The sequence below is a fragment of the Thermosynechococcus sp. M3746_W2019_013 genome, assembly GCF_015296045.1.
Taxonomy (GTDB): domain Bacteria; phylum Cyanobacteriota; class Cyanobacteriia; order Thermosynechococcales; family Thermosynechococcaceae; genus Thermosynechococcus.
On sequence record NZ_DVDW01000043.1, the window covers coordinates 1 to 15664 of the forward strand.

Genomic DNA, 15664 nt, shown 5'->3' on the forward strand with positions numbered 1-15664 from the left:
GGGGGGGGGCAGGGGGCTTGGGAGCCACAGGTTCCACTGGCTTCGTGGCAACGGGCGCAGGGGGGGTAGGCCGCGTAGGCGCCTGGGGGCGAGCGGGGGGCTGTTGTAATTGGGGCTTGGGCGCTTCTGGTATTTCAGAGCGGGTTTGGCTGTGCACAGCAACAATTTGCTGCGTTTTTTGGGGGGCTGGGGCTTTCTTCACAGGGGGCAGTGTTTTTGAAACTTTATGGGGAGAGGCACTATGGGGTTGGTAGGTTTTAGCAGCGTCGCGAATGCGATCGGCATCGGCATCGGAAATTGTGCTGCTGTGGCTTTTATAGGGAATCCCCAATTGTTCACAGATCGCCAATAAATCGCGATTATCTAGGTTAAGTTCTTTTGATAGGTCATAGATGCGGACTTTACCAATACTCATGCTGTCTCTCAAAGGCTCTGAAATCTCTATGAAGGGGCAAACGGTAGGGCGATCGCGCTCGCCTAGGTCAAGACTACCGTCAAGGTGGAATTAGGGGACTTTAAGGGATGGGTTGGGGCAGCTCACTGAACAATAATCTCAAGAGTCGGGACTACAAAAATACAAGTATTCCTATTATTAACGATTTTGGTAGGGATTGATCAGGGCAACAGCCCTAAGGGGGGATCAATTTCAATTCTTCGGGCTGCCAGATCAACCACCGGGACGATGGCTGGGACAAAGGGAATATACACCGATTGGGGGGCTGCTGGGGCAGGGTCGAGTAACTGCACTTCCAGTAGGTCATTGCCCGCATTGACCAAGCCCACTACTTCGCCAACCCGCTTACCTTGGTGATAGACCGCCAGTCCAATCAGATCCATGAGGTGGTATTCATTGGCCGCAAGGGGTGGGCGATCGCTGGCGGGGACTAAAATTTCTGCCCCCTTGAGCGCCTCCGCTGCGGTGCGATCGCTAATTTCGGCAAAGGTAACCACAAACTGTTCGGCACGGGGTAAAAATCGGCCCCGTAGGAGGGTAACCGTATAGGGCTGGGGCTGGCGGGGCGATCGCAACCAACGGCAACCAGCCACTGTAAAGCGTTCGGGAAAATCACTAAAGGGCTTGACTTTGACCTCGCCCCGCAGGCCGTGGGCACCAACGATTTGACCAATACAGAGCCACTCATTCACCTCAGGGAAGGGGGTCACCATAGGCCGTCCAAGCCAACTTCAGTAAACCGTTCATAATTGCTGTGGCAACGCTCACGCCCCCCTTGCAACCCTTAATGGCAATGTGGGGTACCCAAGAGTTTTGCAGGCGATCCAAGGTGGGGGGGAGAAAATTGGGGGCAGCGTCAATAATTAAGGCGGGGCGAATTTCCTGAGCCTCCACTAAAGTCAGGAGGGGTTCTAGGGCTGAATGATCACTACTGAGAACAAAAATAGCCGTGGGATGCCGTCGTGCCAAGGTTTCAATACCAAAGGCAATGCGAGATTTTTCCTGCTGCGGCCGGGTGAAGGTTTCTGCCCCACAGTAAATGGGATTGCCAAAGGTGTTTTGGGTGTAGGAGAGCACCCCCACCTGTACCATCGTTACATCCACCACAATCGGGGTATGAGCAGCAAGGGCAGCCACACCAGATTGCAGAGCCTGCTCTGAATAGACAATCAAATTCAGGTATTCTAAATCCCCCGTTGCATAAATCACACGGCGTGTAATATCGTACTGGGCTGGACTCAGGTGATGCCCAGCCAGCAGCTGGTCAATCAGGCGTAACTGCGCAACATCAAAATGGTGCCATTCCATCCAAGGTGCCGCAAGGGAATTAGGGAATAATCAATATAGCAGCAAAGGTTTCCCCACTAGACGCAGGGTGGGATTGCCATCCTCTAGTGTAAGGGGCGATCGCCCAATTTCATGCACACTGGGGCGATCCACGATTTCAGCGAGACTGGTATGCTGGAAACAGCGTCCTTAAACTTGTGCCACTGTGTCTCAGAGTCTCTGTCCTGTTCCGGCAGATCAGCGACCAATTAACGAATATCGTGACCTCAAAGCCTCTTGGTTTTTTGAATGGTCGAGTTGGCCGCGGCCGCGTTTTCAACGGCGTTTGCTGCTGCTGTGGGGGATGGCTTGGCTAGTCAGTGGACCGGTGGCGATCGCCAGCTTTTCTCTAAAAGAAGCACCCCTTCACACCTTCTTGGCCGCTGCTGTAGGAGCCAATTTCCTGTTGTTACTCATTCTTTTGCGCCTTGTGTTGGGTTGGGCCTACGTGGGCGATCGCCTGCAACGTCCCACCGTGGTTTATGAAGAAACGGGTTGGTATGATGGTCAAGAATGGCAAAAACCCGAAGCTGAATTGACTCAAGATCGCCTGATCTATACCTACGAGTTGCGCCCGATTTTGCAACGGTTACAGGTGACATTTTTAGCGCTTGTGATCTTTTCTTTGGGACTTGCCCTTGGTTGGGCACTCCTGTAGCTGCTGCCGATATTGTTGCTCACTTACCCGCATGACCGAACCGATGTCCAAACGCACCCAAGCTCCTGCCCTCGATGTTTACTTACTGCGGGAAGGGATTGTTGAGTCGCGCCACCATGTCCATGCCGTTGTCTGTGATGCCCGGGGACGGATTCTTGCCCTTGCGGGAAATGCTGAAACCGCTGCTTTTATCCGCTCTGCCCTCAAGCCCTTTCAAGCCTTGGCAGTGACGACAACGGGAACAATGGAGCGGTTTGATTTGAGCGATCGCGACCTTGCGATTATCTGCAGCTCCCACCAAGGTCGTATTGAGCAAGTGCGCCAAGTCTTTAACATCCTTTGGCGTGCCGATGTGGATCCCACCGCCTTGCAATGTCCCGTTCCCCCCGGTCGCCAAGGGGCACTTCAGCACAACTGTTCGGGTAAACACGCGGGGATGCTAGCGGTTTGTCAACGGCGCAATTGGCCATTGGCAAGCTATCTCCACAAAAATCACCCCGTTCAAACGCTCATCCTCGCCAAGGTGGCGGAACTGCTGAAGATGCCCGCCGCCGAGTTTATCTGTGCCCACGACGACTGTGGGGCGCCCACCTACTTAATGCAACTGGTGCAGATGGCTACCCTTTATGGCCAACTCGCCTCTGGCAATGACTGGGCAATGGAGCGCGTGGTTCGTGCCATGACCCACCACCCTGATTTTGTTGCAGGCCCCGGTGCCTTTGATAGTGAGCTGATGCGCCTCACGGAGGGGGAAATTCTCAGTAAGTCTGGGGCTGAGGGGATTCAATGTGTGGGGCGTGTGGGGGAAGGCATGGGATTAGCCATCAAGGTCAGTGACGGTGCCCAGCGTGCCAAATACGCCGTTGCCATTCAACTGTTGAAGCAACTCGGCTGGATTACCCCCAGTGTGGCGGAGGCCTTGGGGGAGCAGTTTCTAATTCCCAACCCATTTACCCGCCTCGAGGTCAATGGTGAACTGACCTTTGCCTAGGGGTTGATTGGTTGCCGCGGGCTAATGGTTAAAATGAATTTTTACCCTAGGCGATGATGAGTAGTCAATTTAGATGCACCTACGGAGGCTGTTGTGGCTGTCACAGCAAATGTCGGAACCATCTTTCCTGTGGTGTGGGCGGGCGATCGCGTGCAATTAATTGATCAAACCCGCTTGCCAGAACAGTATGAACTCAAGGACATCACCACCGCAGCGGAGATGGCCACCGCCATTCGGACGATGATTGTCCGGGGCGCACCAGCAATTGGTGTGGCAGCAGCGTTTGGCATGGTTTTGGGAGCGCGGGAATACAGGGGCAGCGATCGCGAGGGCTTCTTAGCCCACCTTGAGAATATTGCTTCGGAATTGCGCCAAACCCGGCCGACGGCAGTGAATTTATTTTGGGCCATTGATCGCATGCTAGGAGCAGCCCAACAGCCCACAGCCACCCTTGGGGAACTTCAGCAACACCTCCTTGAAACTGCACAAACCATTGCCCAGGAAGATGTGCAAGCCTGTCAAGCCATTGGTGAAAACGGCCTTAAGGTTCTGCCGAAAACTCCCGAGAAATTGCGCCTCCTTACCCACTGCAATGCGGGGGCCCTAGCGACAGCAGGCTATGGAACAGCCTTAGGGGTGGTTCGTGCCGCTTGGGCGGCGGGTCGCTTAGAGCGGGTCTATGCCGATGAAACCCGGCCCCGGCTTCAGGGAGCCAAATTAACTGCTTGGGAATGTGTCCAAGAGGGCATTCCTGTCACTCTGATTGCTGATACCATGGCCGCCCACTGTATGCAGCGGGGGATGATTGATGCGGTGGTGGTAGGGGCGGATCGCATTGCCCTGAATGGAGATACCGCCAACAAAATTGGCACCTACAGCGTTGCCCTGGCCGCCCGGGCCCACAGCATTCCTTTCTTTGTTGCCGCGCCCCTTTCGACAATTGACACCAACATTGCCACTGGGGCCGCAATTCCCATTGAGGAGCGGCATCCCCAAGAAATTTATCAGGTGGGGTTTAGCCGTATTACGCCTGCGGGGGTGGATTTCTACAATCCGGCCTTTGATGTTACACCGGCTTCCCTCATTAGCGGCATTATCACCGAGAAGGGGGTTTTTGCCCCCGCCGAGCTGGCCCAAGCCATCGGCGCTGCAAGCCCCGACTAATTATGGCAAACCGCCCGGGCAATGTCACCGCCGATTGTGCCCGGAGGATAACTTTGGCTACCGTCCCACTCCCAACCGTAGTACTCACTTTTCACATCGTAGGGGTCGCAGGAGGCGGTTGCCGGGTGCCAATAGTCATCTCCACGGGTCGAGAGGTGAAAATCTACTTGGACAATGCCATTTTGATTGGTATAGAACCGACGGGAATCCATATCAACGGTGTAAACATGGCCCTTACTGTCGCGAGCAACTTCCACCTCCTGTTCTGCAAAGGCCGGGGGAGCGATCGCTAGACCTAGGCTCAAGGTGGCTGCCCCCACAAGGGCGACATGGGTCCGCAACATTGTCAAAAACCTCTTTCTTTGCTAACACGATCGTAGCAACTGTGCTAAAACATCGTTATTCTTAGTTCAAAAACCTCTATAGAAAAAATGATTTCCTCGCCCTCTCCGTTGACCACCACCGACCTCAATGCCCTGGCTGAACGTATCCGTATGGCAGCGGCCCAAGCCAATGGAAATGTCCATGATCTGTTGGCACTGCTGCGACTTTTAGAGCAATTGCACCGTGAAATTTGTGACAATCAGTTTCAGGCAGCGTTGCCCACCAATCGCCAAGCCCTCTATAAACTGCTGCGGGATATTGAAACCAATGGCGGCTGGCCCTACATTCCCCGTAGGCGTCTAGAGTCCTTTTTGGGGCTAGTTCAAGAGGCATCCGATCCCGATGAATGTTGAACGCTGGCTAATCCGGCAGGAGCCCCAGTGGCTAGAGCTAGAACAACTGCTCAACCGTGCCGAAATTGAGGGAATTCAGGGCTGGTCAGCAGCGGAAATTCGCCGCCTCAGTCAGTTGTACCGCCTTGTCAGTGCTGATTTGGCGCGGGCAAAAACTCGCCGCCTAGGCAGTGGCATTGTCAACTATTTGCAGGGTCTCACCTTGCGAAGCTACAGTCAGATCTATCAGGGTCAGCACTCCCACGATGGGCGCAAGGTGTGGTGTTTTTTGCAGCGGGGCTTCCCGGCGGTTGTGCAGCAAACATGGGTCTATACGGCCTTGGCCTTGGGGGTGTTTCTGGTGGCCGCCGCGATCGCTTGGTGGTATGGGTGGCGCGATCGCCAGTTTTTGGAACTGCTGGTGCCCCCAGACATCCTCTCCGTCGTGGAAAAGGAGGGCAAGCTGTGGATGGGATCAATTGTGGGGATTGAGCCCTTGGCCTCCAGTGCCATTCTGACGAATAACCTGAGTGTGGCTTTGGCAATGGTCGCGGGAGGCATCCTGGGCGGCCTGGGAACCCTCTACATCCTTTGGAACAACGGTCTGCACATTGGGGGGATCGCTGCCCTTGTGGCGCAAAACAACCTAGCGTATCCCTTTTGGGCGTTTGTCAGTCCCCATGGTGCCTTAGAGTTGCCCGCGATTTTTTTGGCGGGGGCGGCCGGTCTGTTGCTGGGGCAGGCAATTCTCTTGCCAGGGCGCTACCCTCGCCTTAGGGCCTTGAAACGCAATGGTGCCTTGGCGGCGCAACTCATGTTTGGAATTGTGCCACTGCTGGTGATTGCGGCTATGATTGAGGGCTTTTGGTCGCCCAATCCGCTGATTCCCAACAGTGTGAAGTATCTTTCCGGTCTCGGTTTGTTTGCTGCTTTAGTGTTTTATTTGGCTTGGCCCATAGAGCGATCGCCCACAGGTGAGAGAAAATAGAAAAATGCTTTATTGACGTTTAGGCCGATCGCGAGAACACTATGGCAGAAAATTGGCGCAGTCGCATCATTACAGAAGGCATTCAACGCACCCCCAACCGAGCCATGCTGCGAGCTGTGGGTTTTGGCGACGAGGATTTTAACAAGCCCATAGTTGGGGTGGCCAGTGCCCACAGCACAATTACTCCCTGCAATATGGGGATTGCTGCCCTTGCCAGTCGCGCCGAAGCAGGAATTCGTGCCGCGGGAGGGATGCCGCAGTTGTTTGGCACAATTACGGTCAGCGATGGTATTTCCATGGGCACTGAAGGGATGAAATACTCCTTGGTCTCGCGGGATGTGATTGCTGATTCGATTGAGACTGTCTGTAATGCCCAAAGTATGGATGGGGTGCTGGCGATCGGTGGCTGTGACAAGAATATGCCCGGCGCGATGATTGCCATGGCACGGATGAACATTCCGGCCATTTTTGTCTATGGGGGTACGATTAAGCCCGGTCATTGGCAGGGTCAAGACCTTACGGTTGTCAGCGCCTTTGAAGCCGTGGGTCAGTTTAGTGCCGGCAAAATGGATGAAGCAACGCTCCATGCCATTGAACACCATGCCTGTCCGGGGGCAGGTTCCTGTGGCGGAATGTTCACAGCAAATACAATGTCCTCGGCTTTTGAGGCAATGGGCATGAGTTTAATGTATTCCTCAACGATGACGGCGGAGGATGCCGAAAAAGCTGACAGTACTGAGTTGGCGGGCAAGGTGCTAGTGGAGGCAATCCGCAAAAATATCCGCCCCCGTGACATTATTACCCGCAAATCCATTGAAAATGCCATCAGTGTGATTATGGCTGTGGGGGGATCCACAAATGCAGTGCTGCATTTTCTGGCGATCGCCCACAGTGCCGAGGTCCCCTTGACCATTGATGATTTTGAAACCATTCGCCAGCGGGTGCCTGTCCTCTGCGACCTCAAGCCCTCGGGTAAATACGTCACTGCGGATCTACATCGGGCAGGGGGCATTCCCCAAGTCATGAAAATGCTCCTCAATGCCGGATTGCTCCACGGGGATTGCCTAACGATTACTGGAGAAACCATTGCCGAGCGGCTGCGGGATGTGCCCGATACCCCCGACCCCAACCAAGATGTGATTCGTCCTTTTGATCAACCTTTGTATGCCACGGGTCACCTGGCCATTCTCAAGGGCAATTTAGCCAGCGAGGGTGCTGTGGCCAAAATCTCCGGGGTGAAAAATCCCCAAATTACCGGGCCTGCCCGCGTCTTTGACTCCGAGGAAGCCTGCCTTGACGCCATTCTGGCGGGCAAGATCAACCCCGGCGATGTCATTGTCATTCGCTATGAAGGCCCCGTCGGTGGTCCGGGGATGCGGGAAATGCTGGCTCCCACCTCTGCCATTATTGGCGCGGGTTTAGGGGATAGTGTTGGCCTCATTACCGATGGTCGCTTTTCGGGAGGCACCTATGGCATGGTCGTCGGTCATGTGGCGCCGGAAGCGGCAGTTGGTGGGACGATCGCCCTTGTGGAGGAGGGAGACTCGATTACCATTGATGCCCATCGGCGGCTCCTACAACTCAATGTCAGTGAGGAAGAACTGGCGGCGCGGCGGGCTAAATGGCAGCCCCCTGCCCCTCGCTATACCCGTGGTGTGTTGGCCAAATATGCCAAACTAGTGTCTTCGAGTAGCCTGGGGGCGGTGACTGATCGCTTTGTCTAGGAACGAGACAGTTCTTGCAAAAGTTCTTGCAAAAAGGCCTCGATGCCAGCGCGATCGCTCGTTTGCCGGGGATAAACCATGGGCGGACGTTGCAGTGTAATCAGCTTCACCTGCAGTTCCTGGGCAAGGGTTTGCTTGATCTGCTCACTCGCGGTACCCGAGGCCTTGGTGACCACCGTTGTAATTTGCCACTGTTGCCAGAGGGCACGCTCTAGCTCCCGCGACACAGGGGGGAAAATGGCAACTAACCGCTGGCGATCGAACCCCACCGCCAAGGCAGTTTCTAAGGCTGTCACCGTGGGCAGAATCCGCGCAAAGAGGGTCGCCTGCCCCTGAAGGGGCGCAAAGGCCGCTAAATGCTTGACCCCTAGGGTCAGCAATACCCGCTCACCCACCAAGAGATTGCTGCACAGCAGGGATGGCAAATCCGTAACCAGACCAGTTGTGTGGGCAGACTCTGGGCGTTCAAAGCGCAGGTAGGGTAACCTCAGCTCTTGGCTTATGGCCACAGCCAGGGTAGAAATTTCCACCGCAAAGGGGTGGGAGGCATCTACAACTGCTTGAATAGAGCACTGCCGGATAAACTCACGGGCGCCCTGGGGGGTAAAGCGCTCAACATGGCAGTGTAGGAGGGGATGGGGGGCATAGAGATGGCAGGCCTCAGGGGTAGTCACGGTTACCCAGCAGCGGATGCCATAGCCAACGATGCACTCAGTAATCCAGCGGCTCTCTTGAGTACCGCCAATTAACCACAGGGAGAAAGCCACACCTATCCTAGGAGGGCACGGCGAAAGTTCTGACGGTAGGACTTATTCAACAGCAGCGGCAACCAGAGCACACTGAGGACAAAGCGGGATTGGGTGTAGTAGGTGCGATGAAAACCCTGCCAAAAGCGCAGTGCAATAAGGAGGTAGAGGACAATAATGGCAAAACCAAGGAGTTCCATAAACACAGCGCTGAATCTGAACTACCACTTCCACATTACTGGATTCTTTGGGTCCAAGGTGGCAATGACTGGCTGGCTAATTTCATCCAGCATGGCCAAGATGGACCTATCCAACTGCAGATCCGCCGCTTTGATATTTTCCAGGACTTGTTCTGGATGGCGGGCACCGACAATGGCACAGGTTTGGGGCTGATGCAGGAGCCAAGCCAATGCCAAGTTCCCTACCGTTGTGCCTAAACTGGTGGCAATGGGTTTCATCAACTCAATCGCTTCAAGGGCACGGGCATAGGTTTCCCCTTGAAAGAGTTGGTTTTTAGAGCGGTTATCTTCGGGTTCAAACTGGTGACCCGGACCAAAGCGCCCCGTCAGCAGCCCTTGGGCAAGGGGCGAGTAGGCCAAAACCGTCATCTCATGCTCAATACAAAAAGGAATTAATTCTGCTTCTGCCCAGCGCCAAAAGAGGGAATAAGGGGGCTGGACGCTCTCAATGCGCCCATACTGCATTGCCTCAGCCAGTTGGGCACGGGAGAAGTTGGAGACACCAATAGCACGAATTTTGCCGGCAGCTTGCAACTCCACCATCGCCTGCATGGTTTCCTCAATGGGCACGATTTCTGAGCCAAAGGAACCGGCGGGCCAGTGGATTTGGTAGAGATCAATGTAGTCGGTGTTGAGGTTACGGAGCGATCGCTCGCAGGCGGCAATCACGTCTTTGTAGCGCAAGTGGTTGGCGAAGACTTTCGTCGCATAGACACAGCGATCGCGCAAGTCTCCCACGGCTGCAGCCACAATCCGCTCTGAATGACCCTCCCCATAGACTTCAGCCGTATCAATGGTGGTCATCCCTGCTTCGACAGCAGCACGAATGGTGCGAATGGACTCTTCATCTTCAATGCCAACCCACCAACGTTTGCCCGCTTGCCACGTGCCAAGAATCAGGGGTGTGATTTGAATCTCTGTGCGACCAAGGGAACGGGTTTGCATACCATCATTGAATCAGCCCAACAGTAGGAGTTTTGGGGGGATAGGGTGAATGGTGTAACAAGTTGATGATGTAGTTGCCCCGAACTGTAGTAATGACAATCCTGTTGTGCAAAACTCCATCGTCACTCTACCGCGATCCGCACTTTCCTGCAACTGATAGAGCTTTTTCAGGGACTAGTGGTGGGGGCTAAAAGCCGCTCATCGTTCTAACGGCTCAAGAAAATGACCATTGTGCTGCCATAGGTTTTAATGCGTTGCTGCTGCCAGCCGATCGCCAGAATCGCCTCTAAATCTGGTGGATTTTTTGTGCGACACTCAACGGCAATTTCCCCCTTAGGACTGAGACGCTCCTCCTGCCAAAGCAACTGGAGAACGGGTAGATATAAATCACTATTGTAGGGGGGGTCAAAGTAAATAAACTCAAACTGGAGAATAGGGACTTGAGGCAGCTTCTGGCGCACATCCCCCCGCAAAACCAGGGTGTGCTGATGGGGTTGGGCAAGGGCTGACCAGTTTTCACGGATGACTTGGCAGGCTTGGGGAGACTGTTCAATACCAACCACCCACTGGGCACCGCGCAGTAGGGCTTCCGCCCCCATTGCACCGGTACCAGCACACAAATCTAGCCAGCCACATCCTTGGAGGCGACCCTGCCAGATATTGAAAATCGCTTGGCGAACTTTGGCACTTGTGGGACGGGTACTGTGACCGGGAAGGGTTTTGAGCGATCGCTGGCCCGAAATTCGCAAAGGCATATTTTTAAGGTAACGGCTTTAGCCCAAAATAAAAAGCCCTAGGAGTCTTGCCGTGTTTCGACCCTAGGACTTTTGTTTGCGAATCACTCCTCACTAACTCAACAATACTCTGAGGGTCTGGGAACCTGTAGAGCGGCACATGACACTTTCTCAAGTGACACCTGTTTTCTAGGGGGAGGGTGCTGACTTCATTGTCGTGGCTGCTTTGATTTGGACACAGTGGTCAGTGACCCGATCCATCAGCTCCATCAGCAAAAGACTCTACTGCGCCAACCCAACCATTCAGTTTGATTCAGGCAAAACACTGTTGTTCCTCCAGAGAACCAACGCCCGCGTTGGTAAGAATTTAATATCTCAAATAAGATAATTAAACTTATAACAAGTCTTTTAATGAAATTAAAAATCTCATAAGAGATACTCTTCGGGAAGGGGCCAAAGGAATCGGAACAGGAGGGCCTGGCTGGCGGACTAGAGCTGTCTTAGGGGTAGGGACCCAAACGAATCAAGGCAAACCCTCGATCTAAGGTGATCTCAAACTCTGAGCCCCCTTGAGAGGGGGGATGCTCTTCTGCCTTCGCGGTCGGTTATCCTGCTGAAGCTGTACTGCCTTGAGCTCCGCTGTAGAGGCAGGAGCCGGCGATCGTAAGAGAGTCTAAAGCAGCGCATCTGACGTGCTTGACTGATCTCGGTTGACCGATTGTGGGTGCCGCAATAGAGCAAATTTCTCAAAGCTTTTCCTAGAGCGAGTTTTAGCTGCCCTAACTCGAATAATGGACTAAAGTTGGCCTAAATTTCCTTGCTGCACAATCTCCCCTGCTCAATTGAGGAAAAAGCCAGCAAATGCTATCTTAGATAAGTTATCGGGATGTAGCGCAGCTTGGTAGCGCACTTCGTTCGGGACGAAGGGGTCGCAGGTTCAAATCCTGTCATCCCGATCGGTCAGCACACAACTGTTAAGATAGGTAAGAAATACCCTAGGATTGTGTTGTGCTATGACCTCGGCTGCATCCTCAGTTGCCCGTTCTGATTTAGCAGAATTGCGTCGTCTCAAGTCTCTCTTGCCGCCAGAGCTGCAAAGCTGGGTGATGATCGAACCAGCAAGTGGGGTGAATCCTCCCCTCATTACCTGCGAGGAAATTGGCAAGGATGAGGTGGAAATTCAAATTGATTTAGCACGTTGGGATCAATTGGCCAAGGATCAGCGCAACCTCCTCTTTTGGCACGAGGTTGCCCGCATTCAAAATGACACGATTCCTCGCGATGGCTGGGAAATGGCGGCACTGGCGATTGGCCTGGGGGGTGCCGTGGGAGAACTTTGGGTACAGGATGGCTTGCTGCTGCTCCTTGCCCTTGGGCTGTGTGGCTTTTCGGGCTGGCGGCTTTACCAGCGCAATAATGGCGAAAAGGTTCTCAAGGAAGCTATTGCCGCTGATGAGCGAGCGATCGCCCTCGCCACCCGCTTCGGCTATGAATTGCCCAATGCCTACAAAAGCCTTGGCAGTGCCCTCAAGCTTTTGATCGAGCAGGCCCCCAATCGCCGCCAACGCAAACGCTATGAGCTGCGTCTGCAGGCCCTGAAGAAGAGCGCGGCTAAAGCCAAGGCTCGCATGCAGGCCATGCAAAACGACACTCCAGCAGGCTCCTAGTCATGGCTCGCCCAAAACGCCAACGGCTGCTGCCAATAATCATTCTCCTGTGGACAGTGGCCAGTCTAGGATTTATGGCCCAGTGGGATTTACATCCAGTGCTGCGGTACTATGGCTGGGTCTTTACGGCTCAAATTGCCTTTTTGCTTTTCTTCTTGCCGCAGATGGGACGACAGCTCAGGGGTGTCCAACGCTCCCAAGGGAATGACAGTCTTCCCTAAGTGACGCCAAAAAACCTCGATCAGGACGATCGAGGATAGGAGGGTAGCTAACAGGAATTTATTGAAATTAATTTTCAATAGCTGGACTGAGAAAAGTTTCCAACTCCTTGAAATTAAATCCCATGGCTCGCAGGGCGTGCCAAAGGTGACCCTGTAGGAAGAAAAAAGCAAGGAAGAAGTGGGCATTGGCTAGCCACGCACGGGGAGTATGTTGGCCAAGGGGCAATTCAATGGTGTCTGCGAAGTAGGGCGCAATTCCCAGCTTGACTTCTAGGGGTGGTCCATAAAACGCGACCGGATAGGCGAGTGTATTCACTGCACAGAAGTAGGCGGCCACAAACCCCGCCAAGGCAATTCCCCCAAGTGAATAGGAGAGAATTGCTTCAGCATTAAACATCAGCACCTTCCGTGCCCAAGCCAACGGCGGTACAAGAATGTGCCAAATGCCACCTGCAATTAGCAAAATGGCAATGTAGATATGCCCTCCCACTAGGTCTTCCAAACTATTAATGCTGGCAAAGTGGGTTTGGTAGCCATAGATAACAAAGGGATCCAACGTGGGCTGCGCTACAAGGCGTACCGTTTGCAAATTGGCATCGTACAACCCACCCCAGATGGTTGCTTTGAGAACCAACAGCAGGGCACCGAACCCCAAAAAGAGCAGATGATGTCCTAAAATAATGCCCAGTTGTTTTGGATCATCCCAGCGGAAGTGGAAGCGACGGGCCCGACCAGTGGCTGTACTGAGATCATGGGGGGCACGAAAGGTATGAAAGAGCGCACCGGCCCCTAGGACAGCAGAGGAAATCAGATGCACTGCCCCAATCACAAAGTAGGGGTACAAATCCACCACTTTACCCTCCTCGCCGATGCCAAACCCCAAGGTTGCTAGATGGGGCAGCAAAATCAGGCCCTGTTCTCCCATAGGCAGATTGGGGTTGTATTGGGAAATTTCGTAAAGCGTAAAGGCGCCGGCCCAGAATACGGTCAGAGCTGCCTGTGCCACATGGGCGGCAATGAATAACCCTGAGAGGTTTACAAATCGGGCATTACCGGCCCACCAATCATACTTGACGTTGGCTTGACCGTAGGTTTGTAAGCCGGCAGCCATCACAGGGGTTGGAGATTCACTGGCGATCGCCATCCTGTCCTCCTTTGTTGATAAATAGATTGGACGTCAACATTGGGATTTATTGAGCATTAATCTCAACAAACCTAGGTTTACTATAGCAGGTTTATTGAGAATTAGTAGCATCTAACAAGAATGCAAATATAAAGATATGTAACTAATGGCTAGGGGCATTCTCCTTTCAGAAGGTTGAGCAATAGGCAGGTAAGGCAGTAGAGTAGTAGCGACAGGTACTTGGCGGTTAGGTATGGCCATTTTGCTTTATCACGAGAATGTGGCAACGGCGGCCACATTGGTCTCGATCCTAACCACTGCCGATCATCGGGTGGATGTGGTTGCCCGATCCGAGGACCTCTGGAGCTTACTAGCCAGTCGTCGCTACCACCTCTTGATTGTGGATGAGTCCCATTTGGGCACAACAGTTGAGGTCTTTTGCCAGAAAGTGCGCGATCGCGGATTTCAGGAACCTATTTTGATCCTCACGGGCCAAGATTGGCCAACCCAGCCAGATACCCAAGTCATTTATTGTCGCTATCCCTGCTCCCCAGCAGCACTCCTTGAAATCGTCCAGCAACTCCTCAGTGCGATCGCCACCTCTAAGCCTGAGCAGAACCGCGATTCTGGCCTGCCCCTTGTCCTTCACATTGACAACGACACTGACTTAATCCGTTCCCTTGAGGAGCATTCTGCCGATAGTGGTTTTCGCTATGTGGCCATAGATAGCTGGCCCGTCGTCAATACCTTTCTGCAGGAGTGCTGGCCCAATGCTGTCATTCTCAATCCGGAAGTAATGCCCGATAAAGTGACTACCCGCGAGTTTTTGCAGCAATTGCGCCAACATCGTCCGCCCATCCCCGCACTCGTGTTTACTGCCCGTGACACGTGGCGCGATCGCTTGGCGGCTATTCGCCTTGGCTCGCGGATGACCCTGAGTAAGCCCGTTGATGTCGAGCGGCTGTTGCAAACCCTCGAACAGTTACTCCAGCCCCAAGAGATGACCTCCGCCAGCATTCTGGCTGTGGACGATGATGCCGTCACCCTGGCCATCCTGAAACGCCTCTTGGAACCTTGGGGAATGAGCGTCACCTCACTTCAAGATCCCGATCAATTTTGGGATGTGCTAGAGACCACCACCCCCGAATTGGTGATTCTCGATGTCCAAATGCCGGGCATCAACGGCCTAGAACTCTGCCAAGTTGTGCGCAATGATCCCCGTTGGAATCAGCTCCCTATCCTCTTTCTTACGGCAACCACTGACCCGGCGCTGGTGAACCAACTCTTTGCCGCCGGTGCTGATGATTTTGTCAGTAAACCCATTGCTGGTCCTGAGCTGATAACGCGGATCATCAACCGCCTAGAGCGTACCCGCCTTCTGAAACGCTTAGCAGAGGTCGATCCCCTCACAGGACTCAGCAATCGGCGTAAAGCCACAGAAGACATTGAACGCTTTTTAACCCTTGCCAGCCGCCAACAGCAAACCCTTTGCATTGCCGTTTTAGATTTGGATTATTTCAAACGCATCAATGATACCTACGGTCACGATGTCGGCGATCAGGTATTGGTGACTACCGCTCGGATGTTGCGCCAGTCCCTGCGCATGGAGGATGTTGTCGCTCGCTGGGGCGGCGAGGAATTTTTAATTGCGTTGTATGGCATTTCCCTTGAGGTGGCCAAGCACCGCCTTGCTATCTGTTTACAGCGATTGCGGAATCACACCTTCCATGCCCCCAACCATGACAGCTTTAAGGTGAGTTTTAGTGCGGGTATTAGTCAATTTCCCACCCATGGAAAGAGCTTAGTGCAACTGGTGAAGACGGCAGATGATGCCCTCTATGCCGCTAAGGCAGCAGGACGTGCTCAAATTATGACGGCCCTAAAGGAAATACCCCCAGAACTTGCCAATGCCTCCTCCCAAGAGGAATAAGCTATTCTAAAGGAGCACGCTCATTCTCAGTAAAACTC

Annotated in this window: 18 protein-coding genes and 1 tRNA gene; 10 read left to right on the plus strand and 9 right to left on the minus strand. The window is 53.6% G+C overall.

Features of this window, described 5'->3' with window-relative positions; genetic code table 11:
* The 3 genes from IGQ16_RS07945 to IGQ16_RS07955 form a co-directional block, all read right to left on the minus strand.
* Positions 1–415, minus strand: a 415-nt coding sequence (locus IGQ16_RS07945) for a translation initiation factor IF-2 N-terminal domain-containing protein (protein ID WP_297060968.1), incomplete at its 3' end; no start/stop codon positions are given.
* Between the two features lie 200 nt (positions 416–615).
* On the minus strand, positions 616–1167 hold the full coding sequence (rimM, locus tag IGQ16_RS07950) for a ribosome maturation factor RimM (protein ID WP_024124143.1): 552 nt from the start codon (positions 1165–1167) through the stop codon (positions 616–618).
* A complete protein-coding gene (locus IGQ16_RS07955; RefSeq protein ID WP_024124144.1) occupies positions 1148–1762 on the minus strand; it encodes a precorrin-8X methylmutase in 615 nt (204 codons plus the stop codon). The genes rimM and IGQ16_RS07955 overlap by 20 nt, the downstream gene beginning before the upstream one ends.
* Before the next feature lie 184 nt (positions 1763–1946).
* Between IGQ16_RS07955 and IGQ16_RS07960 the strand changes: the two genes are divergently transcribed.
* The 3 genes from IGQ16_RS07960 (at position 1947) to mtnA (ending at position 4593) form a co-directional block, all read left to right on the plus strand.
* The gene (locus IGQ16_RS07960; RefSeq protein WP_024124145.1) at positions 1947–2438 is read left to right on the plus strand and encodes a CGLD27 family protein; all 492 of its coding nucleotides are present in this window, start codon (positions 1947–1949) and stop codon (positions 2436–2438) included.
* 31 nt (positions 2439–2469) lie between these two features.
* A complete protein-coding gene (locus IGQ16_RS07965; RefSeq protein ID WP_024124146.1) occupies positions 2470–3429 on the plus strand; it encodes an asparaginase in 960 nt (319 codons plus the stop codon).
* A gap of 93 nt (positions 3430–3522) precedes the next feature.
* Positions 3523–4593 carry an S-methyl-5-thioribose-1-phosphate isomerase gene (gene mtnA, locus IGQ16_RS07970; RefSeq protein ID WP_024124147.1) on the plus strand — a complete coding sequence of 357 codons (1071 nt, stop codon included), beginning with the start codon at positions 3523–3525 and terminating at the stop codon, positions 4591–4593.
* Here mtnA and IGQ16_RS07975 read toward each other — a convergent pair.
* On the minus strand, positions 4590–4937 hold the full coding sequence (locus tag IGQ16_RS07975; RefSeq protein ID WP_024124148.1) for a hypothetical protein: 348 nt from the start codon (positions 4935–4937) through the stop codon (positions 4590–4592). The genes mtnA and IGQ16_RS07975 overlap by 4 nt on opposite strands.
* An 87-nt stretch (positions 4938–5024) precedes the next feature.
* Here IGQ16_RS07975 and IGQ16_RS07980 point away from each other — a divergent pair, with 87 nt between their 5' ends.
* The 3 genes from IGQ16_RS07980 to ilvD are packed head-to-tail and all read left to right on the plus strand — an operon-like array spanning position 5025 to position 8021.
* Positions 5025–5330 carry a hypothetical protein gene (locus IGQ16_RS07980; RefSeq protein ID WP_041428947.1) on the plus strand — a complete coding sequence of 102 codons (306 nt, stop codon included), beginning with the start codon at positions 5025–5027 and terminating at the stop codon, positions 5328–5330.
* On the plus strand, positions 5320–6297 hold the full coding sequence (locus IGQ16_RS07985) for a stage II sporulation protein M (protein ID WP_024124150.1): 978 nt from the start codon (positions 5320–5322) through the stop codon (positions 6295–6297). The genes IGQ16_RS07980 and IGQ16_RS07985 overlap by 11 nt, the downstream gene beginning before the upstream one ends.
* Before the next feature lie 41 nt (positions 6298–6338).
* On the plus strand, positions 6339–8021 hold the full coding sequence (gene ilvD / locus IGQ16_RS07990) for a dihydroxy-acid dehydratase (protein ID WP_297040590.1): 1683 nt from the start codon (positions 6339–6341) through the stop codon (positions 8019–8021).
* On the opposite strand, the gene IGQ16_RS07995 is transcribed toward ilvD, so the two are convergent.
* From IGQ16_RS07995 to rsmD, 4 genes are all read right to left on the minus strand, one after another.
* The gene (locus IGQ16_RS07995) at positions 8018–8788 is read right to left on the minus strand and encodes a cobalt-precorrin-6A reductase (RefSeq protein WP_024124152.1); all 771 of its coding nucleotides are present in this window, start codon (positions 8786–8788) and stop codon (positions 8018–8020) included. The two genes, ilvD and IGQ16_RS07995, sit on opposite strands and share 4 nt — an antisense overlap.
* 2 nt (positions 8789–8790) lie before the next feature.
* Positions 8791–8967 carry a hypothetical protein gene (locus IGQ16_RS08000; RefSeq protein ID WP_024124153.1) on the minus strand — a complete coding sequence of 59 codons (177 nt, stop codon included), beginning with the start codon at positions 8965–8967 and terminating at the stop codon, positions 8791–8793.
* A 21-nt stretch (positions 8968–8988) separates the two neighbouring features.
* On the minus strand, positions 8989–9951 hold the full coding sequence (locus IGQ16_RS08005; RefSeq protein WP_024124154.1) for an aldo/keto reductase: 963 nt from the start codon (positions 9949–9951) through the stop codon (positions 8989–8991).
* A gap of 206 nt (positions 9952–10157) precedes the next feature.
* Positions 10158–10706, minus strand: a complete 549-nt coding sequence (rsmD, locus tag IGQ16_RS08010) for a 16S rRNA (guanine(966)-N(2))-methyltransferase RsmD (protein ID WP_024124155.1) — start codon at positions 10704–10706, stop codon at positions 10158–10160.
* An 861-nt stretch (positions 10707–11567) separates the two neighbouring features.
* On the opposite strand from rsmD, the gene IGQ16_RS08015 reads away from it, so the two are divergent.
* The 3 genes from IGQ16_RS08015 (at position 11568) to IGQ16_RS08025 (ending at position 12573) form a co-directional block, all read left to right on the plus strand.
* Positions 11568–11641 (plus strand) — tRNA-Pro (locus tag IGQ16_RS08015).
* A gap of 57 nt (positions 11642–11698) precedes the next feature.
* Positions 11699–12352 (plus strand): DUF3318 domain-containing protein, encoded by a 654-nt coding sequence (locus tag IGQ16_RS08020; protein ID WP_024124156.1) that lies wholly within the window; start codon positions 11699–11701, stop codon positions 12350–12352.
* Between the two features lie 2 nt (positions 12353–12354).
* The gene (locus IGQ16_RS08025) at positions 12355–12573 is read left to right on the plus strand and encodes a hypothetical protein (protein ID WP_024124157.1); all 219 of its coding nucleotides are present in this window, start codon (positions 12355–12357) and stop codon (positions 12571–12573) included.
* A gap of 67 nt (positions 12574–12640) precedes the next feature.
* Here the strand turns inward: IGQ16_RS08025 and IGQ16_RS08030 are convergent, their stop codons facing one another.
* Positions 12641–13717, minus strand: coding sequence for a chlorophyll a/b binding light-harvesting protein (locus tag IGQ16_RS08030; RefSeq protein ID WP_024124158.1), 1077 nt, complete (start codon positions 13715–13717; stop codon positions 12641–12643).
* 232 nt (positions 13718–13949) lie between these two features.
* Here IGQ16_RS08030 and IGQ16_RS08035 point away from each other — a divergent pair, with 232 nt between their 5' ends.
* On the plus strand, positions 13950–15626 hold the full coding sequence (locus IGQ16_RS08035; RefSeq protein ID WP_024124159.1) for a diguanylate cyclase: 1677 nt from the start codon (positions 13950–13952) through the stop codon (positions 15624–15626).
* Positions 15627–15664 lie beyond the last annotated feature (38 nt).